The sequence below is a fragment of the Arthrobacter sp. MDB1-55 genome, assembly GCF_059092925.1.
In genome coordinates, this window is the sequence record NZ_JBNHID010000001.1 from 488,595 (window position 1) to 512,507 (window position 23,913).

At 64.5% G+C, this 23,913-nt stretch carries 24 protein-coding genes; 15 read left to right on the plus strand and 9 right to left on the minus strand.

Annotated features, from left to right (window positions below; genetic code table 11):
* Nucleotides 1-89: 89 nt before the first annotated feature.
* Nucleotides 90-4,178, plus strand: a complete 4,089-nt coding sequence (locus tag AC5RU3_RS02410) for a DUF4011 domain-containing protein (RefSeq protein ID WP_493964781.1) — start codon at nt 90-92, stop codon at nt 4,176-4,178.
* On the opposite strand, the gene cpaB is transcribed toward AC5RU3_RS02410, so the two are convergent.
* From cpaB to AC5RU3_RS02425, 3 genes are all read right to left on the minus strand, one after another.
* Nucleotides 4,175-4,855: a Flp pilus assembly protein CpaB gene (gene cpaB, locus AC5RU3_RS02415; protein WP_493964782.1), complete on the minus strand. Its 681-nt coding sequence runs from the start codon at nt 4,853-4,855 to the stop codon at nt 4,175-4,177. The genes AC5RU3_RS02410 and cpaB overlap by 4 nt on opposite strands.
* 134 nt (nt 4,856-4,989) lie before the next feature.
* Nucleotides 4,990-5,295 (minus strand): FmdB family zinc ribbon protein, encoded by a 306-nt coding sequence (locus AC5RU3_RS02420; protein ID WP_309071494.1) that lies wholly within the window; start codon nt 5,293-5,295, stop codon nt 4,990-4,992.
* 117 nt (nt 5,296-5,412) lie between these two features.
* On the minus strand, nt 5,413-6,081 hold the full coding sequence (locus AC5RU3_RS02425; RefSeq protein ID WP_493964783.1) for a 5-formyltetrahydrofolate cyclo-ligase: 669 nt from the start codon (nt 6,079-6,081) through the stop codon (nt 5,413-5,415).
* A 72-nt stretch (nt 6,082-6,153) separates the two neighbouring features.
* Between AC5RU3_RS02425 and galU the strand changes: the two genes are divergently transcribed.
* From galU to AC5RU3_RS02445, 4 genes are all read left to right on the plus strand, one after another.
* Nucleotides 6,154-7,056, plus strand: a complete 903-nt coding sequence (gene galU, locus AC5RU3_RS02430) for a UTP--glucose-1-phosphate uridylyltransferase GalU (RefSeq protein WP_309071492.1) — start codon at nt 6,154-6,156, stop codon at nt 7,054-7,056.
* An 8-nt stretch (nt 7,057-7,064) separates the two neighbouring features.
* Nucleotides 7,065-7,688, plus strand: coding sequence for a GNAT family N-acetyltransferase (locus AC5RU3_RS02435; RefSeq protein ID WP_309124356.1), 624 nt, complete (start codon nt 7,065-7,067; stop codon nt 7,686-7,688).
* 249 nt (nt 7,689-7,937) lie between these two features.
* Nucleotides 7,938-8,675 (plus strand): hypothetical protein, encoded by a 738-nt coding sequence (locus tag AC5RU3_RS02440; protein WP_493964784.1) that lies wholly within the window; start codon nt 7,938-7,940, stop codon nt 8,673-8,675.
* 19 nt (nt 8,676-8,694) lie between these two features.
* Complete coding sequence (locus AC5RU3_RS02445) at nt 8,695-9,903, plus strand: phosphotransferase (RefSeq protein WP_493964785.1); 1,209 nt, start codon at nt 8,695-8,697, stop codon at nt 9,901-9,903.
* A 202-nt stretch (nt 9,904-10,105) separates the two neighbouring features.
* On the opposite strand, the gene AC5RU3_RS02450 is transcribed toward AC5RU3_RS02445, so the two are convergent.
* The 4 genes from AC5RU3_RS02450 to AC5RU3_RS02465 all read right to left on the minus strand — a co-directional run bounded on the left by AC5RU3_RS02450 (nt 10,106) and on the right by AC5RU3_RS02465 (nt 13,478).
* Nucleotides 10,106-10,777: a response regulator transcription factor gene (locus AC5RU3_RS02450; RefSeq protein WP_309071488.1), complete on the minus strand. Its 672-nt coding sequence runs from the start codon at nt 10,775-10,777 to the stop codon at nt 10,106-10,108.
* Nucleotides 10,774-12,474: a sensor histidine kinase gene (locus tag AC5RU3_RS02455; protein WP_493964786.1), complete on the minus strand. Its 1,701-nt coding sequence runs from the start codon at nt 12,472-12,474 to the stop codon at nt 10,774-10,776. The genes AC5RU3_RS02450 and AC5RU3_RS02455 overlap by 4 nt, the downstream gene beginning before the upstream one ends.
* Nucleotides 12,467-12,916, minus strand: coding sequence for a hypothetical protein (locus AC5RU3_RS02460; protein ID WP_458115406.1), 450 nt, complete (start codon nt 12,914-12,916; stop codon nt 12,467-12,469). Before AC5RU3_RS02460 ends, AC5RU3_RS02455 begins: the two co-directional genes overlap by 8 nt.
* A 79-nt stretch (nt 12,917-12,995) precedes the next feature.
* On the minus strand, nt 12,996-13,478 hold the full coding sequence (locus tag AC5RU3_RS02465) for an Lrp/AsnC family transcriptional regulator (protein WP_309071485.1): 483 nt from the start codon (nt 13,476-13,478) through the stop codon (nt 12,996-12,998).
* Between the two features lie 148 nt (nt 13,479-13,626).
* Between AC5RU3_RS02465 and AC5RU3_RS02470 the strand changes: the two genes are divergently transcribed.
* The 3 genes from AC5RU3_RS02470 (at nt 13,627) to AC5RU3_RS02480 (ending at nt 15,758) form a co-directional block, all read left to right on the plus strand.
* Complete coding sequence (locus AC5RU3_RS02470; protein WP_493964787.1) at nt 13,627-14,877, plus strand: MFS transporter; 1,251 nt, start codon at nt 13,627-13,629, stop codon at nt 14,875-14,877.
* Nucleotides 14,878-14,940: 63 nt separating this feature from the next.
* On the plus strand, nt 14,941-15,567 hold the full coding sequence (locus tag AC5RU3_RS02475; RefSeq protein ID WP_493964788.1) for an ArsR/SmtB family transcription factor: 627 nt from the start codon (nt 14,941-14,943) through the stop codon (nt 15,565-15,567).
* Nucleotides 15,564-15,758, plus strand: a complete 195-nt coding sequence (locus AC5RU3_RS02480; protein WP_309071482.1) for a hypothetical protein — start codon at nt 15,564-15,566, stop codon at nt 15,756-15,758. Before AC5RU3_RS02475 ends, AC5RU3_RS02480 begins: the two co-directional genes overlap by 4 nt.
* Here AC5RU3_RS02480 and AC5RU3_RS02485 read toward each other — a convergent pair.
* Nucleotides 15,755-16,243, minus strand: coding sequence for an Lrp/AsnC family transcriptional regulator (locus AC5RU3_RS02485; RefSeq protein WP_309071481.1), 489 nt, complete (start codon nt 16,241-16,243; stop codon nt 15,755-15,757). The genes AC5RU3_RS02480 and AC5RU3_RS02485 overlap by 4 nt on opposite strands.
* 78 nt (nt 16,244-16,321) lie before the next feature.
* On the opposite strand from AC5RU3_RS02485, the gene AC5RU3_RS02490 reads away from it, so the two are divergent.
* Complete coding sequence (locus AC5RU3_RS02490; protein ID WP_493964789.1) at nt 16,322-17,278, plus strand: N-acetylglucosamine kinase; 957 nt, start codon at nt 16,322-16,324, stop codon at nt 17,276-17,278.
* A gap of 15 nt (nt 17,279-17,293) precedes the next feature.
* Here the strand turns inward: AC5RU3_RS02490 and AC5RU3_RS02495 are convergent, their stop codons facing one another.
* Nucleotides 17,294-18,262 (minus strand): pirin family protein, encoded by a 969-nt coding sequence (locus AC5RU3_RS02495; RefSeq protein WP_493964790.1) that lies wholly within the window; start codon nt 18,260-18,262, stop codon nt 17,294-17,296.
* A 76-nt stretch (nt 18,263-18,338) separates the two neighbouring features.
* Between AC5RU3_RS02495 and AC5RU3_RS02500 the strand changes: the two genes are divergently transcribed.
* The 6 genes from AC5RU3_RS02500 (at nt 18,339) to AC5RU3_RS02525 (ending at nt 23,881) form a co-directional block, all read left to right on the plus strand.
* Nucleotides 18,339-18,788: an NUDIX hydrolase gene (locus AC5RU3_RS02500; RefSeq protein WP_309123803.1), complete on the plus strand. Its 450-nt coding sequence runs from the start codon at nt 18,339-18,341 to the stop codon at nt 18,786-18,788.
* A gap of 191 nt (nt 18,789-18,979) precedes the next feature.
* Nucleotides 18,980-20,053, plus strand: coding sequence for a ribosome small subunit-dependent GTPase A (rsgA, locus tag AC5RU3_RS02505; protein WP_493964791.1), 1,074 nt, complete (start codon nt 18,980-18,982; stop codon nt 20,051-20,053).
* A 280-nt stretch (nt 20,054-20,333) separates the two neighbouring features.
* Nucleotides 20,334-21,452 carry an ABC transporter ATP-binding protein gene (locus tag AC5RU3_RS02510; protein WP_309071497.1) on the plus strand — a complete coding sequence of 373 codons (1,119 nt, stop codon included), beginning with the start codon at nt 20,334-20,336 and terminating at the stop codon, nt 21,450-21,452.
* 1 nt (nt 21,453) lies between these two features.
* Nucleotides 21,454-22,164, plus strand: a complete 711-nt coding sequence (locus tag AC5RU3_RS02515; RefSeq protein ID WP_493964792.1) for an ABC transporter permease — start codon at nt 21,454-21,456, stop codon at nt 22,162-22,164.
* Nucleotides 22,164-22,913, plus strand: a complete 750-nt coding sequence (locus tag AC5RU3_RS02520; RefSeq protein WP_493964793.1) for an ABC transporter permease — start codon at nt 22,164-22,166, stop codon at nt 22,911-22,913. Before AC5RU3_RS02515 ends, AC5RU3_RS02520 begins: the two co-directional genes overlap by 1 nt.
* Complete coding sequence (locus tag AC5RU3_RS02525; RefSeq protein ID WP_493964794.1) at nt 22,910-23,881, plus strand: ABC transporter substrate-binding protein; 972 nt, start codon at nt 22,910-22,912, stop codon at nt 23,879-23,881. The genes AC5RU3_RS02520 and AC5RU3_RS02525 overlap by 4 nt, the downstream gene beginning before the upstream one ends.
* Nucleotides 23,882-23,913 lie beyond the last annotated feature (32 nt).

The window sequence follows — 23,913 nt, forward strand, 5'->3', positions numbered from 1 at the left end:
TCGGTGAGGCACATGGACCGGCAGGTAAATTCCCGCCGGTCCGCGTTGCTTGCAGGGTCTGCGAGGCAGCGTCGGATAGCTTGTAAGACATGCCTATCTGGTCAAGATCAGGCCGTGAGGCCGTAGGGAAGAGGACAACCGTGCCGGAGCTGGATGCCGGGGACTCCGCTGAGGACTTCCTCATTCCGTGGCTGCGCAGGCTAGGTCCCCACGCAGGGACGGACACGCTGCTGCACTTCACGCCGTCGCGCTCCAACAGCATCGACCTCACCCATGCCCATCCGTCCGGTCTGGCGCAGCTCCTGGCCGGCCGGCGTACGCGGTTGTCAACGCTCCTTCGTGATTCAGACCAGTACGCCGCCGCCATGAAGGCTGCGCGGCTGCTGCGCGCCAAAGTGTATGAACTTGCCACTGAGCGCGGTATCGACGTCGGTTACCTGGCCGCCGGTACTGCCTCCTGGCGCACGGTGGACGACGACGGCCGCACAGACTCGCTGACCGCGCCGGTCCTCCTGACCTCCGTTGCGCTGACGGTGCACAGCTCCCAGGACGACTACGAGCTTCAGCTCACGGAAAAGGCCCGGCTCAACCCGGCGCTGGTGCGTACGCTGCACAAGGATCACGGCATCGACTTCGATCCCGACGCCGTTGCTCAGCTCGCCTACAGCACCGCGCGTTTCGATCCCCATCCGGTGCTGGATCGGCTCCGCGCACTGACCGACAACGTCCGCGGCATGACCGTCGAGCACCACATCCTCGTGTCGACCTTTGCGGACCTCGCCGACGTCGGAGCTGATACCGCAGTCCGTCCGGACCATCCACTCCTCGCCGCACTCATGGATGCGGCCCGTGAGGGTATCGACACTCCGTCCGGTGCTGAGGCGCCGTCCCGGGATACCCCGCTCGATGAGCGGCACCCATCCACCGAATTCCTGATCCTTGACGCAGATCCCGGACAGCAGCGCGTCCTCGACGCTGTCGCCGCAGGGGGTTCCGTGGTCGTCTCCGCTCCTCCCGGGACGGGGCAGACCCAGACAGCCCTGAACACAGCTGCGGCATTGGCGGAGCAGGGCAAGAGCGTGCTCGTCGTCGCAGAGCGGCGGGGAACCCTGAACCAGTTCGTTCAGGAACTCGATGCGTTGAATCTGGGGTCGCTGGTGCTCCAGCTCAATGCGAACAGCAATCCCGCCCAGTTGAAGGATCAGCTCCTCCGGGCAATTGTGCGCAATGAGAAAGCCGTACAGCCCAAACTGGCGACGCTGCACGAGACCCTCGTATCGCATCGGCACAAGCTCCTTGATCACGTCCGATCGCTGCACAACGTGCGCTCACGGTGGGGGTGTTCGCCGTACCAGGCCATGCAGTCCCTCGCTGAACTCACGTCGCTGAACCCTGCCCCGGCTACCACCGTGCGTCTCAAGCGCAGCGTCATGGACAGCATTCCCAATCGCGCGGAGCTCACCGGTCGGCTCCGCCGGGCGGCCGAACTGGGCGGGTTCAGCCGGGAAGCTACGCAGAGTCCCTGGTACGGGGCAAAGCTGCGCAACCGCAAGGAAACCGAGCACGCACACAGTCTGGCGGTTGACCTGGCCCGGGACATACCGCTGCTGCGGGAGAAAGTCCGGGCAGTAGCTGAACACTCGCACATCGAGCTGGGGACCACTTTCGAGGAGTGGGGCGGCCAGCTGGATTTGCTGGTCGCGGTGCGCGCCAGCCTCGACAAGTTCACCCCGGACATTTTCGACCGGCCGGTCACAGACCTCATCTCAGCGACCGCGCCCTCAGCCTGGCGGCGGGAGCGCACCATCGAGATGAGCTCGATGACTCGATCGCGTCTCCGCAGGGTCGCGAAGGAGTACATCCGACCCGGGGTTCATATTTCTGACCTGCACCAGTCCCTGGTGCAGGTGCAGGAGCAGCGCACGCTGTGGACCAAGTATGCGACGACCGAGCGCCACCCTTCAGTGCCCACAGGGTTGGCGGAGATCAACAGCTTCTATCGCTCGGTGGACGCCCGGCTGAACGAACTCGCGTCCGTTGTTGCGGACACCCCGGGGGAGCCGAAGCTTCCCGCCATGCCGCTCGATGAGCTGGAGTCCCGCCTCGCTGAACTCGCCCGGGACAAGCAGAGCCTTGCAACGCTGCCCGAGCGCACGCTGCTCCTTGATGAGATGCGGGAAAGCGGCCTCGGGGAGCTCCTCGACGACCTCGCGGCCCGCGAAGTGGGTGCCCGCCAGGTTGGGGGAGAACTTGAGCTGGCATGGTGGCAGTCCGCACTCGAGGCAATGATCAGTGGTGATGATTACCTCGCCATGTCCGACGGCGCCAGCCTGCGCACCCTCGAAGCTGAGTACCGGCTCGCTGATAACGCCCATGTCGCGTCCGGCGCAGGCAGGATTCGTTGGGCGCTGGCTGAACGCTGGCGAGCAGCGCTGGAAACCATGCCGGCGGAAGCTGACCAGTTGCGTGAATTGCTGCGCGAAGGCGAGCCCGGGTTGGACGCGCTGTGTGTGCAGGCAGACGAGCTGGTTACTGCACTGATGCCCGTCTGGGCCGCCAGCCCGCTGGTGTTGCCCCTGGTCCTTCCGCAGGACAAGACATTCGACGCCGTCATCGTGCTCGATGCCGAATCGATCTCCCTGCAGTCGGTGGTGCCCGCTCTGGCCAGGTCGCGGCAGGTCATCGCTTTCGGCGACGACCGCCTCGGCGGACCCCGCAGCTTCACCGTCTCGGTCGAAGACGGGCGCCGTAACACGCCGGAGCACCTTCCGAGCGCCTACCGGGCGCTTGCTGCGGTGCTGCCCTCGCTCGCGCTTCGGGACGTCTATCGCGGGGTCGACAAGGAGCTTATCCGATTCCTCAGCGAGCGGTTCTACGGGAACGAGCTCTCACGCCTGCCCTCCGGGTCGGAGATCACGGGCGTCGAGCGGGCTTTGACGGTCGAGTACCTGCCCGATGGAACGGGTATGCCAAGCTCGGACCAGGACGGCGTTGAGAGCGTCGCTGCCGAGGTCACCCGGGTTGTGGACCTGGTATTCGAACACATCCGCCGCCGGCCGAGCTTCTCGCTTGCAGTGGTCACAGCCAGCGCACGCCATGCGCAGCGCGTCGGTGAGGCTGTGCGGCTGTCGATGGCAGATGCGCCGTGGGCTGCTGATTTCTTCAAACCCGGCAACGAGTCCTTCCGGGTCGTCCCGATCGACCGCGCCGCCGGCCTCACCAGGGACGCCGTCATCTTCTCGTTGGGGTTTGGGCGGACGCCGCACGGGCGCGCGCTGCATAATTTCGGACCGCTTTCTGCTCCGGATGGCCGGGGGAAGTTCGTGGCGGCGATGACTCGTGCCCGGCACCGGTTGCACGTGCTTACCTGCTTCCGCCCCGAGGACCTCGATCCTGAGCGCTTGGGCCATGGCGCCCTCGACTTCTACGAGCTCCTGCGCCGGGAACTGTCCACGGATGCTCCTTCTGCCGCCAGCGGCCAGCAGGAATCGGCCAACGAGGATCCGTTGGTGGCGGATCTCGTGGAGCGACTCCGTCACCGTGGGGCAGCTGTGCACAGCAATTACGACGGCGTGCTCGACATCGTTGCCGCATCAACGGGTGGCGCGGGCAACGGCGAGGACGTGTTCGTTCAACCCGTCGCCATCGAGTCGGACGGCTCGGACCGCTATCGTGGCATGACGGTACGGGAGCGAAGCCGGATCCGTCCGCAGCTTCTGGAACGGATGGGCTGGCGCTACATGCCGTTGTGGACCATTGAAGTCTTCACTGATCCGGAAGGGTGTGCTGAACGAATCTCGGGATATCTTGGTCTGGAAGGGCCTGTCCGTCAGAATCCACTCCGGGCAGTTCAGGAGACGCCGGCAGGAAACGGAGACGCCATGGACAACGGAGCCGAGCAGGAGCAGGCCGCCGGGGAAGATCGGACTGCTGATCAGGCCATCGGGGAAGACAAAACTGCCGACCGTGAACCGAACGACACGTCGGAGGATGCTTCGGACGCCGCGAAGGCTCCTGCCGCAGTAGCGCAACCGAGTTCCGAAGCCACCACCAGCACTGCCCCGCACGGTGACGTTCTGCCACAGCGCGCGGCTGAGGATGACCCCCGATCGTGGAATGACGATGACGGCAACCACGAGGAGTGGTTGAAGGAGCAGAAGCCTCCGCACTGGAGCTAGCTCGCGTCGCCCTCCGCAGTGAGAACAAGGTGAACCTGGCCGGTGCTTGATGCACCGGCCAGTGCTGCTGCCTCGTCTGGATTCGCCGCGACAACCACAAGGCCGTCCTCAGACCCCGAGGGCGGTGCGAACGGACCGGCGCCGGGCTCATCCGATGTCCAGAGCACAGGAAGCCCGCGCGCCAGCACAGTGTTCTTTGCGGATGTCTCGAACCCGTTACCGGTACTGTGGACCACATCCACTCGCTGGCCCGGCGAGAGCAACTGCACCGTGGAGGCATCAGCGGGTCGGAGAGGGACAGCAACGGTACCTTTCGGGCTCCCGGCAAGGAGGCCTGCGCCCACAAGGAAATTCTGGGCCAGCACGTCGCCGGCGTAGACCGGGGTTGCCAGTTGCTGGCCGGCAACGAGCTCACGTGCTGTGAAGGAGTGCTCCGGGACGGCCGCTTCGGGCACCCTGACAAGAGCGAGCTGGTCCTCGGTAAGCACCGTGCCCACCGGCAGGTCCGTTGACGCAGCGACTACCTCCATCGTTGCCGGTTCGTGGGGCAGCAGCGCTTCCACGGCCACTCCTGCCGCCGCACACAGTGCGGCGGCAGCAAGAAGACGCCGTTTCCGAAAGATGAAGGCGCGAAATCGGCTTTGCAGAGGTTTGATGGCGGGAGCTGGCTTATTCATGAATCCAACGCTAGGAATGCCCTGGATCCGGCGCCGCACATACCGGCCTCATGTGGAAAAACCGCCCCGGGAGAACAGGCTGTGCAGGACAACCGGTCTTCCCGAGGCGGAGGAGTTTTTCGGATCCGGGCGGCTTAGGCTGGAGCCGCTGCTGCGGGCGTACTCGTTCCAGTCTTGGTCCCGGAGGAAGCAGACGAGCTGTCCGCAGTGGACTGCGTCGAGGACGGCTTCGGTGACGCTCCGGTTTCAACCGACGAGGAGGTCGATCGCGAGTCGGTGCGGTAGAAACCCGAGCCCTTGAAGACGACGCCGACGCTGTTGAACTTCTTGCGCAACCGGCCCTCGCACTCGGGGCAGACCGTCAGCGAATCATCCGAGAATGACTGTTGGACATCGAAGGCGTGGCCGCAGTCCCTGCAAGCGTAAGCGTATGTAGGCATGGACAATCCTCCTGTGGGAAAGCTGTTTGTGGGCCGTGCCGGTGCCGTAGCCGATCAGAACTTGGCACTCAACCCGTCCGAGTGCCAATTCTACACTGCCCAGTGTCATGATGCCTATCAGCGCGGGGAAGAGTGGTACAGGCGAGCGGGAGTGAAGGCACCCGGCAGCGGCATGTCGAGCGGAGTGGCTTCAACGCTTCCGGCGGGCAGGATCTCCTCGTCGTACAAGTACCCGAGTTGTTGCACCTCAGGCTGTTCAAGCATGAGTTGCGCCAGGAAACGGTCGTAATACCCACCCCCCTGACCGATCCTGTTTCCTCCTTCGTCCATGGCAAGGCCAGGAACAAGCACCAGCCGGAACGGCAACAGGGCCTCGAAATGGGAGCGTTCTCCGACAGGTTCCCAGAGCGGCGCCCGGGGGCTCTTGGCTAGCTGGACTCCGGGCCTCCACCGCACCCAGCTCAACTGGTACCGGGGTTCACACACGGGCACCACGACGTCGTAACCTGCCTCGACCAGGGCAGGAAGCAGCACCTCGGTGCCGGGTTCCGGCGGTGTTGACAGGTAGGCGGCAATGACACTGCTTTCTGCGGAACTTTCTGTGGAATTCACCGCAGACGGTCCGGTGCGCAGCCAGTCGAGCACCTGACCAGCCAGCGCCGCTGCCGCGGCCTGCTGCTCCTCACCCCGCAGACGACGACGCCGCTCCCGCAGCGCGCGCCGTAATTCCTCCTTGAGGGCCGAAGAACTCGCTTGGGGTATTGACGATGGCGCAGACGGATCCATGCTGGCACTGTACAGGGACTCCGCTGCGTCGCACGTGCATCCATTGAGCGGTCGATTATGTAGTGTTGATGCATGACTGAGCGACCAAGAGTGAACAAGGCCGTCATTCCTGCTGCTGGCCTGGGGACCAGATTCCTGCCTGCAACCAAGGCCATGCCGAAAGAAATGCTTCCGGTCGTGGACCGGCCGGCTATCCAATACGTAGTAGAAGAAGCTGTCGACGCCGGCATCAATGACATTCTGATGATCACCGGACGCAACAAGAGGGCACTTGAAGACCACTTCGACCGCGTGCCCTTCATTGAGCAGACTCTCGAGGACAAGGGCGATCTCGAAAAGCTTGCGTCGGTTCGCCGGGCTTCCGAACTGGGCGATATCCATTACCTTCGCCAGGGCGATCCCAAGGGTCTCGGCCACGCGGTCCTTCGCGCCAGGCTTCATGTTGGAGCCGAACCGTTTGCGGTTCTCCTCGGTGATGACCTCATCGACGAACGGGATGAACTCCTCGAAACGATGATCGACGTCCAGGCCAAAACCGGCGGCTCTGTCATCGCTCTTATCGAGGTCGATCCGGATCAGATCAGCGCCTACGGCTGCGCGGACGTCTCCTCACTGGAAGGGGAGGGCTACGTCAGGGTCAACAAGCTCGTCGAGAAGCCGTCGGTTGCTGAGGCGCCGTCCAACCTTGCAGTCATTGGGCGTTACGTCCTGCATCCCCGGGTCTTCGAAGTACTCGAAGAGACGGGGCCGGGCCGCGGCGGCGAAATCCAGCTGACCGACGCGCTGCAGACCCTTGCGGCCGCCGACGGGGAAGGCTCGGGCGTCTTCGGCGTCGTCTTCCGCGGACGTCGGTATGACACGGGAGACAAGCTGAGCTACCTCAAGGCAGTAGTAACTCTCGCTTCCGAGCGCGAAGACCTCGGCCCGGACCTGAGGAAGTGGCTGCAGGAGTTCACTGACTCCATGGACGGCTAAGCACGGAAATGTGGGGTCGGTTCGCCTGGCCGGTCACCCTGGAAGCCGGCAACATTGTTCTTCGTCCGCTCCGTCATCGCGACAAGAGCGAGTGGACGAGGGTTCGCCAGCGTAACCTCGAGTGGCTTTCGCCGTGGGAAGCCTCCAACCCCGCTCCGGGCGGTTATCTGCCCACGTACCATGAGATGGTCCGTGCACTGAATGCCCAGGTGCGGGCCGCCTCGGCCATGCCGTTTGTCATAGCGGAGAGGCCCGAGGGCGGCGGCCGGCCGGAGATGGTCGGCCAGCTCACCGTTTCAGGAATGGTATGGGGTTCGGCGCTGACCGCCACTCTTGGCTACTGGGTGGACAAGGACCGGGCGGGCAGGGGAATTGCTCCCACCGCGGTCGCCCTGGTGACGGACTACTGTTTCTGGCAACTGGGCTTGCACCGCATGGAAATCAACATCCGGCCGGAGAATGCCGCGAGCCTGCGGGTAGTACAAAAGCTCGGCTTCCGAGACGAGGGAATCCGGAAGTCGTACCTCCATATCGCCGGCTCGTGGGCGGACCATCGCTCTTTCGCGTTGACTGCGGAGGAGACCCCCGGCGGCCTGTTGCGTCGGTGGCAGGAAACCGCGCCGCGGCTGTAGCCAAACTATTCGATTTACCGTCGGACACACCGCGGTCAATGAGGGACCCACGAGACATCTGCTCCTAACGTTTTGTAGGTGGACTTCTCTCTGAACAGCTCAGTTGTACTGGCGGCGATCGTCGGGCTCTGGCTCATTTGGGTTGCTCCATATTTGCTGCGAAGCCGGCAGCCTTTCCCCGTGGCCGGCCCCGTACATTCCGCATTCTCAGCCACGACAACCGGGGACGCCGTGTTGCAAAGGAGCGTCATGACCAGGTCCGCCGCCGACGATTCAGAGTCCGTGACAGGGCCATCGACCGCAGGGAAGGCAGGCGGGTCATCCCGGGTCGGAGGATCGGCCGCCAATTTCAGGATCCGCTGGGATCGAGTCGCCATTGCACTGGTTGGAGCGACGGCGCTGGTAATTGCTTTGGTCACCTCTGTGCTTGCCGTCGTGGAGCTGGTCGCTTCGGTGGTTCCCGTGTTCGCTCTCGTGCTCGCCATCGCGAGCGTTGTGACGCTTCGCACGCTGGCGGTGAGGGGCCGCCGTCGTACGCCGCAGCCGGACGCTGGCGCTCCGGAACGCATCGTGCGCCAGGAGGAATCCGATGCACCGGTAGTTCACCGGCCCACCACGCTGTTCAATGCGGAGGAATCCGCGGAAGCTGAGGACAAGAACGACGACGTTCAGGCGTCGGCTCCTGCGCCCGTTCAGTTCACGGCAGCCGAGTTGCGGGCCGCGGCCCTGGCAGTGGCAGCTGAAGCGGGCGAGAAGCCGGCCGGCACGGGCATGCCCTGGCAGCCGGTCGAAGTTCCGAAGCCCACCTATGTCGAGGCTCCGAAGGCTGATCGGGAAGATCCGGCACCGCTGGATCTGCCGGAGGCACCGAAGCCGCAGGCAAAGACCCCGATCAAGAACGCTGCCGTGGCTCCAAAGGTGGAAACTTCTGTGTCCCCAGCTCCCCGGATGAACCTGGACGAAGTCCTCCAGCGTCGTCGGGCGTAACTGCCGGACTCGGCGTTCAGTGTCCGAGACCGACGAACGTGAATTGTTGGAAGGGCCGGCCATCGAGCCGGCCCTTTCTGCAGCGGCAGGTGCCCTGCTGGGTACCTTGGAGGCGTGGTCGCTGAGGGGGCTGCATCACCGGCCGGCCGCGGGTATTACGGGTATCTATGCTGTCCGATGCGATGGCGCGGACGGGCCCTTCGACGGGTTTCTGTGCGTCAGCACGCGGAACATCGAGGGTGACTTCCGTCGTTCAGTCCGGCTGGAGGGGCCAGGCTCCATCCCGCTCCTGGTGTGGAGTCATCCCAATGATCCGCTTCTGCCGGATCTGCCGTGGGCGTGTGATGCGCCTTCCGTCGGCCGTGATCTCTTCGGGGTTCCCGCCGCCGCTCTCACGACTCTTGGGTACCGACCCATGAGGCGGGCCGTCCTGCGCGCCGAGGCTGCGGGGGAGCTCCGTTTCCTCAAAGTCGTGCAACACGGCCGTGCCGCCCTACTTCGCCACCGCCACGAGCTGCTTCACAACGCGGGCATCCCTGTTCCTCCGCCCGTCGACTCGCCTGCACACGATGTTGTCGTGACCCTGCCGGTGCCGGGTGTTCCGCTGGCTCAACGCCTCATGGTGAACGGCGCATCGGAGCTTGATCCCCGGGCGCTGGTCGGCCTGCTCGCACAGCTCCCGCCTACGGCGAGAAACCTTCCCGAGCGGCCGCCCTGGTCTGCCCGCGTCCAGGATTACGCGCGCGCTGCAGCAGTAGTGCTTCCCGCAGAAAACGAGCGGATCCTCGTCCTTGCCTCCCGGGTGGAGGAGATGATCCGTGCCGCTCCATCAGGTCCTGTGGTACCCACCCACGGGGATTTCTACGAGGGAAACCTCCTGGTGCGGGACGGCTCTGTCACGGGCGTACTCGATCTCGACAGCGTAGGCCCTGGCCACCTTGTGGACGATCTGGCGTGTTTCCTGGCGCATCTTGCCGTTCTGCCGTGCGTGGACGCGCGCTACACCGAAGTGCCTGCGGCGTTGGTTCGGTTCCAGCAGGCCTTTGAAGAGGTAACGAACCCGTTCGCGCTTCGGGCACGGGCGGCAGGAGTGGCACTAACCCTGATCGCTGGTGCGCGAAGGCCAGGGCAGGACGCCGTCAGCGGCACGTGGAGGGCCGACGCGTTGGGCAGACTGCGCGTGGCCGAGGACTTTCTGAAGCCGGATGGGACTTCTCCGGCTTCGTGAGAGTTTTCTCATCGGGCTCTCCTCAAGTTCTCACAGTGGGGCGCCATGCTTGGAGTACCAGACCCGTGGCCCTCGCAGACAACAGGTTGTTCTGCAGGCCACCTCCCAAGGACCCGGGTGCGTTCCCCCAACCGCACCCGGGTCCGACCACGTCCAAACCCAACGAACCGGACGAACCCGACGAACCTATGGGGTGGCGGTATCAGGAATCGTCCGCAACCAGGCGGTACCCCATACCCCTCACCGTGGCGAATCGCTCGGCACCCAGCTTGTTCCGCAGGTAGCGCACATAAACGTCGACCACGTTGGAGCCCGGGTCGAAGTCGTAGCCCCATACGCGTGAGAGCAGTTGTTCCCTGCTGAGGACCTGGCCGGGATTACGCAGGAAGGCCTCGGCGAGCGCGAATTCCCGCGCGGAGAGATCCACTTCTTTCCCGTTGACAAGAGCCCTGCGGGACCGGAGATCCAGTTGGAGGTCCTTGTAGGAGAGCACGGAGGTGTCAGCGGATGGAGCTTCCTGGCGGAGCCGCAGCCTCACCCTCGCGAGCAGCTCCTCGAATCTGAAGGGCTTGGACATGTAGTCGTCCGCTCCGCCCTCCAGGCCCGCTACTGTGTCGTCCACCGAGCTGCGTGCAGACAGGATGATGACCGGTGTCGTATTTTTTGACTCCCGTAACCGCCGAAGGACGGTGAAGCCGTCCTGGTCGGGCAGCCCGAGATCCAGCACAATCAGCTCGAAGTCTCCGGTTTGGGCGAGCTGATACCCGTCCCGTCCGTTGTCCGCGACTGTCGGAACATACCCGGCGGAGCGCAGCCCTTTCGCAATGAAGGAGCTGATGCGGTCTTCGTCTTCGACAATCAGGATCTGGCTCATGGCCGTTCTCCTCGTTCGGTCGGAAGGGAAGGCACAGCGGAAGGTGTGGTGGGGGAGGGTACGGGCAGGAGAGGGATGACCATGGTGAACGTGGCGCCCTTCCCAGGGGCTGATCTGAGTTCCACCTCGCCGCTGTGAGCCTCGGTGATCGCGCTGACTATCGTCAGGCCGAGTCCTGCTCCTTCGGTGCGTTTACCGCTGCGTCCGCGCTCGAAGCGTTCAAAAATCCGCTTCTGGTCCTCCCTGGCGATTCCTGAGCCTTCGTCGCGTACCCAGAGGCGGATACAGTCGTGGTCCTTCCGGGAGCCGAGCGCAATGGTTGTTCCCGCCTCGGTGAACTTCACTGAATTGGCGGCCAACTGCAGCCAGGCCTGCGTGATGCGGCGGGCGTCCAGCACGGCAATAGCTTCCGCACGTGCATCGATGATCCATCGTCGGGCCCCGAGGGTGCGGGCCTTGTCCATCACGTCGTCGGTCAGCCTGCCGAGATTCACCGGTTCCGGACGCACGAAATCGGGGCCCGCAATTCCTGCCAGGGTCACCAGGTCATCCACCAGTAGGCGCATCCTGTCGAGCTCATCCAGGGCAATGTCGCGAGCAGCCTCGACGTCGCGTGGATCCTGCGAATCCTGCAACTCCAGGTGCCCCTGCACGATGGTGATCGGTGTACGCAGCTCGTGTCCGACGTCGTCGAGCAGCCGGCGCTGGGATGTGAAGGACCCCTCCAAACGGTCGAGCATTGCATTCACGGTGCGCGTGAGGTCGGAGAGGTCGTCGTTGCCTGTCACCTCGATCCGCTGGGAGAGGTCCGTTTCCGTGATGCGTTTCGCCGTCGTCCTGACTCTTCTGATTGGATCGAGCAGCTTCCCCACCAGGAGGAAGCCGACCACTCCAATCAGCACCAGCGTGGCGAAGCTGATCAACGCGTAGGTGCCGAATGTTCCATTCAGTTGCTGGTGCTCCGCCTCGGCATCGAACCCCAGGACGAAGAAGGTGGGATCGGTGTCATTGGCGAGCATCACCGGTGCCACCAAGACCCGATAGTTTGTGAAGGCGGTGCGCTTGGACTGTATGGTCACGGAATCCTGAGGCGCCTCATTGGTGACGTAGTCGACCAGCTCAGGGTCATCTTCGAGCCGGACTTCAACTTCCGCGTTCGCGTAGAAGATCACCTGCCCGTTCCGGACTGCCATCATTCCCTCGTTCGGTTGGGTGAGGGTCCGCTCCATGACGAGGTAGACCAACTGGTTCGCCTCCACGAACGGCTGCAGTGTGTCCGGGTCGATGCCGGTAGCGAGCAGGGTCTGAAACTCCTGGAAACTGCGCTCCAGCGAATCATCCATATCCCGGTTAAGATCGTTCCGCTGAAGGGCGAAGGCCGTTGCTCCCGCGAGCAGAAGACCAAGGGCGCTCAGCACCAGCATGGCCATGAGAACGCGGGCTCGCACCGACGAGTACCCGCGAACCGACTTTCGAAGTTGCGCCCACACGCTCGGCCGCCCGCCGGCTTCCGTGTCAACCTCGGATGACTCTTTCGCACCCTGCGGGACCTTGACCAGGATGGTCGGCTCCGCGGACATCAAGCGGTCCCTCTGGATGGGCTGGGTAGGCGGCGTGCCTTCGCGCGAGGGCGAGGCCTCCGGGCCGTCCGTCGGCGTTGGTTCGGCCTGAGTCGCAGGGGCATCGGGCTTAGTCATCGTCGAAGTCCCCTTCGTCCTCGTCCTCGAATTCAACGTCGTCGCCTGCCTCGTCATCGCCCCCGCGGCCGCGGCCGCGGTCGTCCTCCAAAATCACGGGCGGCGGCGCCGGAACAACGGCGGGGGGCGGTTCAGCTGCCGGCGGCGCGGTCGCACTGATCGTGGCATCAGGAGTGGGCTCAGGAGTGGGCTCAGGTGCCGGCGATGAAGGCACGCGGGACGGCGAAGGGGAAGGGGTCGGCGAGCTGGACGCGGTCGGTGAGGGGGTGGGAGAGAGGGTGCCGGGCGGCGCCGGAGACTGGGTGACGCTTACCCCCACGACCGGGCCGAGAATTTGCGGCGCGGGACTGCGAAGCGCGCCCACCATCGCCACACCCACCGCAACGACGGCGCCCGCACTGGCCGCCGTGATGAGCCAGGTGTGCAGTTGCGACCGTTTCATGCAACAAGTATCCCCACACATCATGAGATGCGGATGAGAACCGGTTGACACTTCTTATGAGGCCTTCCATGCGCCCCGACTACTGCTTCTCCTGCGATTTCTCCGCCAACAAGCGATCCAGCAACGGTTCGACGCGATACGGGATGTGTTCGTGCAGCGCCAGTACGGTTTCTGTGCGGATCACGCCCTTGATGCGCAGTATCGACCGGAGGGCGGACTGCAATTGATGCGTATCCCGGGCAGCAACCCTGCACCATACATCACCGCGGCCGGAAATCTCGTGGACTTCCAGCACTTGTTCCAAGGTTCGCAACGCTGAGATGACACCGTCCAGTTCCCGGTGGTTAACCTCAATCGTCACGAAGGCGACGACGTCGTATTCCAGGCGCGCCAGGTCCAGTTCCCGCCCGCTCCGCCGCAGGATGCCGGACCTGAAGAGCCTCTGCATGCGTGCCTGCGCCGTGTTGCGTGCCATACCGAGCGTCTCGCTGAGCTGGCTGACCTGCGAGCGCGGGTCGCGAACCAGTTCACGCAGGAGCCGGATGTCTGTCTTGTCCAACATGCGGCCAACTCCTCGTTCAGCCCATCAGGGAGCCGGTTCTCCCGCAACTTTTGAGCACGATGATCAGAGTATGCCCGATCGAGCTTCCAGCCCAACCTCCAACCGTCACCATCAAGAGTAGTAATGGTAGGAAAGACGGAAGGTGAGCATGAGCGTCATCAGTGAATTGCGGATGCGCCCTGCGCTGGCCCAGTCCCCGCGCTGGAATGCCTCCACCCGCACGCGGCTGGCGCTCGCCGTCGTCGTGATGGCCACCCTGCTGGTAGGTGCAAACCTCGCGACGCCGCTCTATCCGCTCATTCGGGCCAACCTTGGCCTCAGTGCCTTCGACATGACGGCGGCATTCGCTGCGTATGTGCTTGTCCTGGTCGCGGGCCTATTGTTGGTCGGCCACTGGTCAGATCACATCGGACGGCGCGCGGCGTTGGTCCTCGCCGTACTCACCGGAGTACTCGGAGCCGCCGTCTTCGGCAGTGCGACCACTCTTCCGATGCTTGTCCTCGGCCGTTGCCTTCAGGGAGCAGCGGTGGCCTGCGCTACCGGAGCAAGTTCAGCCGCGCTGCGCGATCTGTTGCCGCATCGCCCTGAATGGGCGTCTCGGTTCACGCTAGTCGCGTCGGCAGGGGGAGTGGCAGCTGGACCGATGATCGGCGGATTACTGTCTCTGCTGCCTGAACCCACGCGCCTGCCGTTCGGCATCTATGCGCTCTTCCTTGGGTCGCTCCTGATTCCCCTCGTACTCCTCGAAGCCCGGCCGCCCATCAAGGCGGCACTGCCGGAAAGGCCTCTGTCCGCCCTGAAGCCACGTCTTCCAGTGGTTTCCCGGACCGCACGCAGCGCGTTCTGGTCGGCCGCATGCGTCGGGTTCCTCAGTTTCGCCGTTTTCGGCTTCTCGCTGAGCCTGATGCCCACCTACCTCGCCGGTATCGCTGGGAACCTTGGCAGGCCTTCGCTGGGCGTGGTCGCCGGCCTGGTATTGGCGGCATCAGCAGCCAGCCAGTTGTTCCGGCAGGGCACGTCAGACGCGGCGAAGGCGGGCGTGCTGGGGTTGTTGGTGATGGCCGCAGGAGTTGCGCTCATTCCCATCGCCGGCAGTCTGGCCAGTGTCCCGCTCCTGATCTCCGCGATGGTCCTCGCCGGTGTGGGGCAAGGAGTGGCCTTCCGGACCGTCTTCAATGCGGTGGCACAGCAGGTCGAAGGTTCCCAGCACGCGCAGATCATCAGCACCGTCTACGTCATCACCTACCTGGGGAGCGCTGTGCCGGTGTTGGGCCTTGGCCTGGCAGCAGACGCCATGGGCTTATCCGGCGCGGTTGCGTTCTTTGCAGCGGGCGTTGCTGCAGCCTGTCTTTGTGTCGCCGTCTTCCTCTGGAGCAGCGCCCGCCGGAGCCGCCCGTAACCGCAAATATTCCTTTGCAAACAAAGTGTTGCAAATAAATCTTTGCACGAGTACGCTCCTTCTATGGAGTCAGCAAAGCCGAACGACCGCACGGTCGACGTCAACGCCCTCAAAGCTCTCTCGCACCCGCTCAGGATGCAGCTCCTCGAGGCGTTGTCCCAGTTCGGTCCGCAGACGGCCAGCGCACTCGCCTCCCGCCTTGGGGAGTCGAGCGGTTCGACCAGCTACCACCTGCGGCAGTTGGCCAAACATGAGCTCGTCCGTGAAGTGGAGGGCCGGGGATCAGCGCGTGAACGCTGGTGGGAGCGGCCCCCTGGCGCTCTCAACCTTTTCTCGAGTGAGCTGGCAAAGGATCCCGGCGCCCGGGACATCGCAGCCATCGTCAATCGCGAGTTCAGCCACAACCGGGCTGCTCTCCTCGGGGACTATATGGAACGCGGGCCGATGGTGCTGCCCGAGGAGTGGCTGGACGCTTCAGTCATCTCAACGATGAACGCACGCCTCACTGCGGCGCAGCTCGCCGAGTTGTCCGAAGAGCTGATGAGCCTTGCTCGCAACCTCTTCGAGAAATACCGCCCGGACAGCAATCCTTCGCCGGATGCCAAAGCGGTACAAATTCACCTCAACACCTTTCCGATTATCCAGGGCCAGTTCCCTGAAGCATCCTCGCGAAAAGAGCACACGCCATGACTACGCTCACCGGACTCTGCCCAACCGTTCAACCCTCCGGCTTTGATGCCATGCTCATACGTGTCGGCCGCTGGCTGGTCAGCACGGGTGAGCATCTCGCCTCCCGGGAAAACACAGTCGCGGACCACTCCGAATATGAGGATCGGGTTCGGGATGGAATGGCCATCCGTCACTCTGGGCTGTGGATCTAGTCCGGAACCGGAAGCAGGCCCGCGTTGCCGTCCATACGATTGAAAACCAGAGTGGTTTCGGTGTGCCCTACCACCGGGTCAGTGGTGAGGTAGTCCAGCACCCAGTCCCGGAGCGACTCCGTATCGGGAACAGCGAGATGGATCAGGTAGTCAACCGAACCGGACACGTGGAAGGTTGCAACCACTTCCGGCAAGGCCGGCACACGGGACGTGAACCTGTCGATTTCCTCGCGGTTGTGCCCCTTCAGCTGCACGGAGATCAGGGCCTGCACTGAACGTCCGATCGCCGCCAGATTCAGCTCGGCGTGGTACCCGGAGATGACACCGCGTTCGGTGAGCTGGCGGGTCCTCAGCAACGCAGTGGAGGGTGCAACTCCCACCTTCTCGGCGAGCTGGGCGTTGGTGATCCGAGCGTCCGCCAGCAGTTCCTGAACGATGCGACGGTCCACCGGATCCAAGCCGTCCGGTCTGCCACTCTTCGCCATGCGGGTGCTCCTGACTCGCCTGTGGTGGTACCTGCGGGAATTCCTCCAGCCTACCGGCGGGTGCGTAACCTTGTGCCCATGCCGGACAAACCGTTCCCAGAAACATTGTTCACTGGCCCCGCCGCCGGACAGGGCGGCGGTGCCGTTGGAATCGGCGTGAACGACGTCGTTGGTTTGGACATCGGAGGCACGAAGACTCACGGGGTCCGATGGAGCGGAGGGAAGGTTTCCGCTGAGGCGAAGAGCGGCAGCGCCAATGTCCAGAACGTCACCCAGGCGGAAGCAGCCGGCAGCCTCGCTGAGATCTTCGCAGCGCTCGGCTGTAACGTCCGGCGTGTGGTTGCAGGGTCCGGAGGTGTGGACACCGAGTCAGACGCCGCTGCACTGCGCGCACTGATCGCCGAGCAGGTGCCGGACGCACACATTGACGTGGTTCACGACACCCGCCTGATCCTCGCCGCCGGCAACGCCGCCACCGGCATTGCGGTGATCGCAGGCACGGGATCCGTAGCGTGGGGTCTGGATGCTGAGGGAAGGCAGGCACGATCCGGTGGCTGGGGCTACTTGCTCGGCGACGAGGGAAGCGGTTACTGGGTCGGCAGGGAAGCGGTGCGCGCCACCCTCCGGCGCTACAACAGGGTCGAACCGCTCGGCGTCCTGGGCGAGGCCGTACTTCAAGCCAATGGGGTCCAGAGTCCCGAGGAGCTCATCGCCCTGTTCCACAGGGAATCCGGCCGGCGGCATTGGGCAGGGCAGGCGCATCTCGTGTTTGACGCTGCCACGGCAGGAGACCGCGTCGCCCAGGGCATTGTCGACGACGGCGTACGCCACCTCTGCGGTCTCATCACCGACGTCGGCTCCGTGCTTGCGATCCGTGGTCCGGTTGTCATCGGGGGCGGCCTCGCCGTGCACCAGCAGGCGCTGCAGAATCTCCTCACAGCAGCGCTCGCAGCGGAGGGTTTTGACGAGGTGCGCTTCCTCGACAGGGATCCGGTGTACGGCGTTGACTTCCTGTTGCGCAGCGGTGCTGTCTAGCTGCTCGGCACCCGCTCAGGTGTGACCTGGAGCCTGCGGGCGCCGTCGTCGTGGTGTCAGTCTGACGCCGGGAAGGGCGGGGGCGGGTATGCGCTCCCGGCCGTGCCCGTGTACGGTGCCGAAGCGCGGGTGCCCGTTCTCCCAGTCCTCGCGTGCCTGGGCGATCTCCTCGTGGCTCCGGCCCACGAAGTTCCACCACATCAGCAGCTCCTCCGTGAAGGGCTCGCCTCCAAGCAGCACCCACCGCGCACCGCTCGAGGCGTCCGCGCGCAGGACCGACCGGCCGGTTCCCAGGTACGCCAGCGGTCCGGGACCCACAGGCTCCCCGTCAACGGTGAGGGTGCCTTCCAGGACAAGGATGGCGTGCTCGAAGGTCTCCTGGAGCGGCAGTTCAATCCCGCCGCCGTCGTGTGACGTCAGCTCCGCCCCCACGAGGGGGGAGTAAACCGTAGCCGGGCTCGAGACCCCGGCAAGGGAACCCACGAGGACAACGCCGCGGAAGCCCGGGCCTGAGATGACCGGCAGGTCGGTGTGCCGCTCGAACGACGGCGGAGCGGAGGCCGCAGACGCCGGCAGCGCTACCCAGAGCTGGAGTCCGGACAGGGTTCCGCCCTCCGGGCTGAACTCGGAATGTGAGATTCCCGCACCTGCCGTCATGATGTTGAGCTCGCCCGGCCGTACCACGACGTCTGACCCGACGCTGTCCCGGTGATGCACTTCGCCGACCAGCGGCCAGGTCACCGTCTGCAGGCCGATATGCGGATGCGGCAACACCCGCATGGCTATCCGATCGGGGCCGAAGGAGTCCAGGAAGCACCAGGCACCCACAGTGGGCAGCGAGCGTTGGGGGAGCGTGCGGCGCACACTCATGGCCCGCACACCGCCGAGCGGAACCTCGCGGTCCGGTAGCAGTTCGACGGTGAAATTTTCCCTGGCGGCGGTTTCGCAGACGCTGGGTGCTGGATGAACATCCAGGTTACTCATGGCGCTCCTGTCCATCTGTCGATGGCATCAGAATACGCTCGTTCCGTGACCGGCCGCCCCGTTTAGACTGGGTCCCATGACTCAGGAGTGGGACACCCGGGTAGGTGCGTATGCCGTCGTCGTGCACGGTGACCACATCCTGCTTGCGCACTGGAACGAGCGCGGCAGAGAGGCGTGGACACTGCCCGGCGGTGGCCTGGAGTTGGGGGAGGACGCTCCCACCGCAGCGGTCCGCGAGGTGCTCGAGGAGACGGGTTACGTCGTCGAACTGGACGAGCTCCTCGGAGTGGACAGCCTGCAGGTCCGGCCCGAAGACCGCCTGAACGGATCCGGCCGTCCCCTGCACGCGTTGCGGATCATCTACCGCGCCCACCCAGTGTCAGGCGAGCTTGTCCATGAACTCGGAGGTTCCACGGACGAGGCCGCCTGGGTTCCGCTCGCTGACGTGCCCAACCTGACCCGTGTCGACTTGATTGACAAAGCTCTGGAACTCTCTTACCAAAGTCCTGCCCGGGCGCTACGATGAGACCCTCTGTTTAAGACCTGACCGGTGGGTGACTTTCCACTTTGCCAGGCGAAAGTGAGTGCCCTCGGCGCTGAAGGAGGTGACGTGATGAACCCGGTTTCCGAAACCCCCGTCATGACTCACGCCTCCCGCCTGCATCTGCTCTGACCGCACAGTGCGCTGCGTGGAAGGCCCTTCCAGAGGACTTTCCCTTGAATACCCTTCTTGATTACGGCTTCACGGACCGCATCCGTGGTCTCTTCTCTTATTCCTTTCCATCACCCGATACCTCTAGCCCTGAGCCGGCGCGCGTCATCCGCGCGGACCGCGGACGGGTGCTGCTGATGACCGGCAGCGGTCCGTTGCAGGTCGAAACCGGTGCCTCGATCGTGACGGGGGACTGGGTGGCGCTCGCTCGCAACGACGACGACGGCGCCTTACCGCCCGCCGTCGTCGGCACCCTGCCGCGCTACTCGACCCTGCAGCGCAAGAGGGCCCATGATCCGCTGTCCGAGGCGCAGGTGTTGGGAGCCAATATCGACCTCGTCGGCGTGGTGGTGCCGATCGACCGTCCGCTGTCCGCCAACCGGCTGGAGCGCACCCTCGTTGCAGCCTGGGACTCGGGAGCGGTTCCTCTCGTCATTCTCACCAAGGCCGACCTGACCAGCCGCTTCGATGAGGTAGTCGCACAGACTGTGGAGCGTGCCCGCGGCGTGGAGGTCTTCACGACGTCAGCCGAGGCGGGTGACGGCCTTGATGCGTTGCACGCGAGGATCGGCAGCGGCAGCACCCTGGCGCTGATCGGTCCCTCGGGTGCCGGCAAATCGACGCTGATCAACGCGCTCGTCGGATTTGAGGCACAGCACACCGGTGACGTGCGGGCCGGCGACGGCAAGGGCAGGCATACGACGACGGCCCGTGAGCTCATCCCGTTGGGTGCGGGTTCCGTCCTGATGGATACCCCGGGCGTTCGAGGGTTTGCGCTGTGGGATGCCGAGGACGGGCTGGAGGCGGCCTTCGGGGATATCGAGAAGCTCTTCAGGAACTGCCGGTTCAGGGACTGCGCCCATGATGCTGAGCCCGGCTGTGCAGTACGGGCGGCGATCGAATCCGGGGTGGTGGAGGAGCGCCGCTGGCTCAGCTACCGCAAGATGCAGCGCGAACTGGCCAGTCTGCACCGCCGGCAGAGTGTCGCGGAGCAGCGACGGCATGGCCGGTCCTTCCACAGGATTGCGAAGGAGGCAGCCCTGGCGAAGGACTATCGCAACCGTTTCATCGAGGGGTGAGCTCCGGCGTCGGGGGCCCGTGCGGCAGCTTCGGTCGGCAGGGAACCGGTTCCGTCTTAACGATTCGAGACAAAGTTCTTCACCGGCCCATACAACTGCTTGTGTGCGACGAACGCCTAGCTAGACTCAACAAGACGGTGTCCGCTGTGCGATTTCGCAAGCCGCGGGTACACACAATCGCCAGGGAGCGGCCACGGCCGGGCCTGACGTCGATGAAAGGTATGGCTTCATGACTGGCGTGACTTCCGGGCCCGGTGCGGGTAGCTCAAGCTCTCCGGCGATGATCGAGTTCCGGAGCGTATCCAAGAATTACGGGGGCGGGACAGCCGCCGTCGAAAACCTCACCATGGACATCGACCGGGGCGCCATCACCGTCTTCGTCGGGCCGTCCGGATGCGGCAAGACGACGTCCTTGCGCATGATCAACCGGATGGTGGAGCCCAGCTCCGGTTCCATCCTGGTTGACGGCAAAGACGTCAGCCGACAGCGGGCAGCCGAACTCCGACGATCCATGGGCTACGTCATGCAGTCCTCGGGTTTGCTTCCGCACCGCACCGTGCTGGACAACATCATGACTGTGCCGCGGCTGAACGGTGTCCCCAAATCGACAGCCAGCAAGCGGGCGGCTGAACTGCTGGACGTCGTCGGGCTGGCATCGGTGCTGGGGAAGCGGTACCCGGGTCAGCTGTCCGGAGGCCAACAGCAGCGGGTGGGGGTTGCGCGTGCACTGGCGGCGGACCCGCCGATCCTGCTGATGGACGAACCGTTCAGCGCCGTCGACCCGGTGGTGCGCCACGAGCTTCAGGAGGAGTTGCTTCGGCTCCAGCGTGATCTTGCCAAGACCATCGTGTTCGTCACGCACGACATCGATGAAGCCACCGTCCTCGGGGACAAAGTCGCGGTATTCGCCACAGGCGGGCGCCTAGCCCAGTACGCCGCGCCCGAGGAGATCCTGCGGGCTCCGGTGGATGAGTTCGTGGCGGGTTTCGTCGGCAGGGACCGCGGGTTCCGCCGGCTGTCCTTCCAAGGCGGCGAGGGCGTGCAGGTCCACCCCGTTGAGACCGTGAGAGTGAGTCGGCTCGCCGATCCGGCTGTCGCCGTGGATTCCTCCTGGACCCTGGCTGTTGACGACGACGGACGCCCTCAGGGGTGGGTGCCGCGGGCCAAGCGGCACCAGATAACCTCACTCTCCGACCTCGTTCCCGGCGGCTCACTGTACCGGCGCGGCGATTCCCTTCGCCGCGCGCTGGACGCGTCGCTGTCCGCGCCGTCCGGGCTCGGCGTGGCCGTCGACGACGACGGTCGCGTGATCGGCGTGGTCGAGGCTGCCGAAGTGCTTGAGCTCATCGAGGAAGCACGCCTCGACCGCGGCCGGGCTGACCACAACACGGCGGTCTGACGTGGAGTGGTTCATTGACAATTTCTCCTACGTTGCAGAACTGACCGGATACCACCTGATTCAGGCAGTCCTTCCGCTGGTGTTCGGCGTCGCCATCGCGATCCCCGTGGCGCAGGCTGCCCGGCTGAGCAAACCCCTTCGCGGCATCATCCTTACCACGTCGGCACTGCTGTACACAGTGCCCTCGCTTGCGATGTTCGTGTTGCTTCCGCTGATTCTCGGCACCAAGGTTCTGGACATGCTGAACGTCATCGTCGCGCTGACCATCTATGCGGTTGCGCTGCTGGTGCGATCAACGCTCGATGCGCTCAATTCGATTGACGACGGCGTGCGGCAGGCAGCAGTAGCGATGGGATTCACGCCGCTGCGTCGTTTTCTTACGGTTGACCTTCCGCTCTCACTCCCGGTCCTCTTCGCCGGTCTGCGGGTCATCTCGGTCACGAACATCTCGCTCGTCAGCGTGGGTGCGCTGATTGGGCTTCCGAGCCTGGGAACCCTGTTCACCGACGGGCTGTTCCGATCGTTCCCCACCGAAATAGTGATCGGGATTATCGTGACCCTGGTACTGGCGCTCGTCATGGACCTGATGCTCGTGGCGCTTGAACGGGTGCTTACGCCATGGGCACGCAACGTCAGGACGCCGGAACCGATGCTCATCACCAAAGAGACGCAGCTTTCGGTGGACGCCCCACGGGCAGGGAGCGCCTACTGATGGATTACTCCAGCAGCAATCTCCTGGTCCAGATGTTTGAATGGCTCACGTTCCCCGCGAACTGGAGCGGACCGGCCGGTATCCCGGTACGAATCCTTGAGCACCTCGGTTACACCGGGCTGACCATTCTCATCGCCGCGGCCATTGCTGTGCCGATCGGGCTGGTGGTCGGACACACGGGAAAGGGGCGGGTCGTCATCGTCTCCGGCGTGGGCATCCTGCGCGCGCTGCCCACCCTCGGCGTCCTGATCCTGTTTGTCCTGCTGGCCGGCCTTGGGCTCATGCCGCCCATCTGGGCCCTGGTGCTGCTCGCCATACCGCCGATCCTCGCGGGCGTGTACGCCGGTATCTCGTCGGTGAATCCGGCGGTGGTGGACGCTGCACGCAGTATGGGGATGAACGAGTTGCAGGTACTGTTCCGCGTCGAACTGCCGAACGGGCTGCAGGTGATACTTGGCGGCTTCCGGGCAGCGGTGCTGCAGGTTGTCGCGACGGCCGCCGTCGTCGCCTTCATCAATCTCGGCGGGCTCGGAGTGTTCCTGATCGAGGGCACCCAGTTGCGCGACAACGGCCGCCTGTTCGGCGGGGCCGTCGTCATCGCCGTCGTGGCTATCGCCGTCGATGGCGTCATGGCGCTGCTACAAAAATTTGCCGTCTCGCCCGGCCTGCGGTCAGCCCGCGTGCCGGCGGAACCGTCAAAGACCGGTGGGCAGGAAGCCCACGCACGTTCACAAGGAGGAACACCATGACCATCTCATCCACGCGCAGCTTCCGGCGTGGCCTGCTCGGCCTCACCGCAGGTTTGACCGCGGCGCTCGCCCTGTCAGCGTGCGGTGCCAACTCAGATCCGCAGGGCGGCACCGAGAGTGAAGGCGCAGAGGGCACCAGCGGGCCGGTGACTGTAGGTTCTGCTGACTTCCCGGAGAGCCAGATCATCGCCGAAATCTATGCCGGCGCGCTCAACGCGGCCGGTATCGAGGCGGACACCCAGCCCAACATCGGATCCCGCGAGATTTATTACCAGGCGCTCGTGGACGGATCGGTGGACATCATTCCCGACTACAGCGGCAACCTGCTGCTGTTCCTCGATTCCGGGGCAACCGCGGAGTCCGCGGAGGACATCGTAGCGGCGCTGCCGGATGCGCTCGCGGCTGAGTCTCCGGACGTCAACCTCGGGGTGCTTGAGCCTTCCGAGGCTGAAGACAAGGACGCCATGGTGGTCACCGCCGCCACCGCCGAGAAGTACGGATTGACCTCGCTCGAGGACATGGCTGAGGTGTGCGACGAACTGGTCATTGGCGCCCCGGCCACGTTCGCCGAACGGGCGTACGGTCTGCCCGGACTTGAGGAGAACTACGGGTGCGTCCCGAAGTCCTTCGAAGCCATCAACGACGGCGGTGGTCCTGTGACGCTTGAGGCGCTCCTGAATGACACCATCCAGGTGGCGGACATCTTCACCACCACACCGTCAATCGCTGACAACGATCTGGTAGTGCTCGAAGACCCGGCCAACAACTTCATCGCCCAGCAGGTCCTGCCACTCGTGAACCTGGACACCGTCGGCGAAGACGCGCAGGCCGTCCTCAACGAGGTTTCCAGCGTCCTCACCACGGAGCACCTCATCGACCTCAACCGCGAGGTCAGCGGGGACGAGAAGCGTAACCCCGCTGACGCCGCCGCCGACTGGCTCGAGGAAAACGGCCTGGCAGGCGAGTAACGCCCATCAGCCCGGGTCCGCTCAGTTGCCTT

Excerpts from the sequence above, each read along its gene's own strand:
- AC5RU3_RS02410 (WP_493964781.1), top strand. The coding sequence starts at position 90 with ATGCCTATCTGGTCAAGATCAGGCCGTGAGGCCGTAGGGAAGAGGACA.
- cpaB (WP_493964782.1), bottom strand. The coding sequence starts at position 4,855 with ATGAATAAGCCAGCTCCCGCCATCAAACCTCTGCAAAGCCGATTTCGC.
- AC5RU3_RS02420 (WP_309071494.1), bottom strand. The coding sequence starts at position 5,295 with ATGCCTACATACGCTTACGCTTGCAGGGACTGCGGCCACGCCTTCGAT.
- AC5RU3_RS02425 (WP_493964783.1), bottom strand. The coding sequence starts at position 6,081 with ATGGATCCGTCTGCGCCATCGTCAATACCCCAAGCGAGTTCTTCGGCC.
- galU (WP_309071492.1), top strand. The coding sequence starts at position 6,154 with ATGACTGAGCGACCAAGAGTGAACAAGGCCGTCATTCCTGCTGCTGGC.
- AC5RU3_RS02435 (WP_309124356.1), top strand. The coding sequence starts at position 7,065 with ATGTGGGGTCGGTTCGCCTGGCCGGTCACCCTGGAAGCCGGCAACATT.
- AC5RU3_RS02440 (WP_493964784.1), top strand. The coding sequence starts at position 7,938 with ATGACCAGGTCCGCCGCCGACGATTCAGAGTCCGTGACAGGGCCATCG.
- AC5RU3_RS02450 (WP_309071488.1), bottom strand. The coding sequence starts at position 10,777 with ATGAGCCAGATCCTGATTGTCGAAGACGAAGACCGCATCAGCTCCTTC.
- AC5RU3_RS02455 (WP_493964786.1), bottom strand. The coding sequence starts at position 12,474 with ATGACTAAGCCCGATGCCCCTGCGACTCAGGCCGAACCAACGCCGACG.
- AC5RU3_RS02460 (WP_458115406.1), bottom strand. The coding sequence starts at position 12,916 with ATGAAACGGTCGCAACTGCACACCTGGCTCATCACGGCGGCCAGTGCG.
- AC5RU3_RS02465 (WP_309071485.1), bottom strand. The coding sequence starts at position 13,478 with ATGTTGGACAAGACAGACATCCGGCTCCTGCGTGAACTGGTTCGCGAC.
- AC5RU3_RS02470 (WP_493964787.1), top strand. The coding sequence starts at position 13,627 with ATGAGCGTCATCAGTGAATTGCGGATGCGCCCTGCGCTGGCCCAGTCC.
- AC5RU3_RS02475 (WP_493964788.1), top strand. The coding sequence starts at position 14,941 with ATGGAGTCAGCAAAGCCGAACGACCGCACGGTCGACGTCAACGCCCTC.
- AC5RU3_RS02480 (WP_309071482.1), top strand. The coding sequence starts at position 15,564 with ATGACTACGCTCACCGGACTCTGCCCAACCGTTCAACCCTCCGGCTTT.
- AC5RU3_RS02485 (WP_309071481.1), bottom strand. The coding sequence starts at position 16,243 with ATGGCGAAGAGTGGCAGACCGGACGGCTTGGATCCGGTGGACCGTCGC.
- AC5RU3_RS02490 (WP_493964789.1), top strand. The coding sequence starts at position 16,322 with ATGCCGGACAAACCGTTCCCAGAAACATTGTTCACTGGCCCCGCCGCC.
- AC5RU3_RS02495 (WP_493964790.1), bottom strand. The coding sequence starts at position 18,262 with ATGAGTAACCTGGATGTTCATCCAGCACCCAGCGTCTGCGAAACCGCC.
- AC5RU3_RS02500 (WP_309123803.1), top strand. The coding sequence starts at position 18,339 with ATGACTCAGGAGTGGGACACCCGGGTAGGTGCGTATGCCGTCGTCGTG.
- AC5RU3_RS02510 (WP_309071497.1), top strand. The coding sequence starts at position 20,334 with ATGATCGAGTTCCGGAGCGTATCCAAGAATTACGGGGGCGGGACAGCC.
- AC5RU3_RS02520 (WP_493964793.1), top strand. The coding sequence starts at position 22,164 with ATGGATTACTCCAGCAGCAATCTCCTGGTCCAGATGTTTGAATGGCTC.
- AC5RU3_RS02525 (WP_493964794.1), top strand. The coding sequence starts at position 22,910 with ATGACCATCTCATCCACGCGCAGCTTCCGGCGTGGCCTGCTCGGCCTC.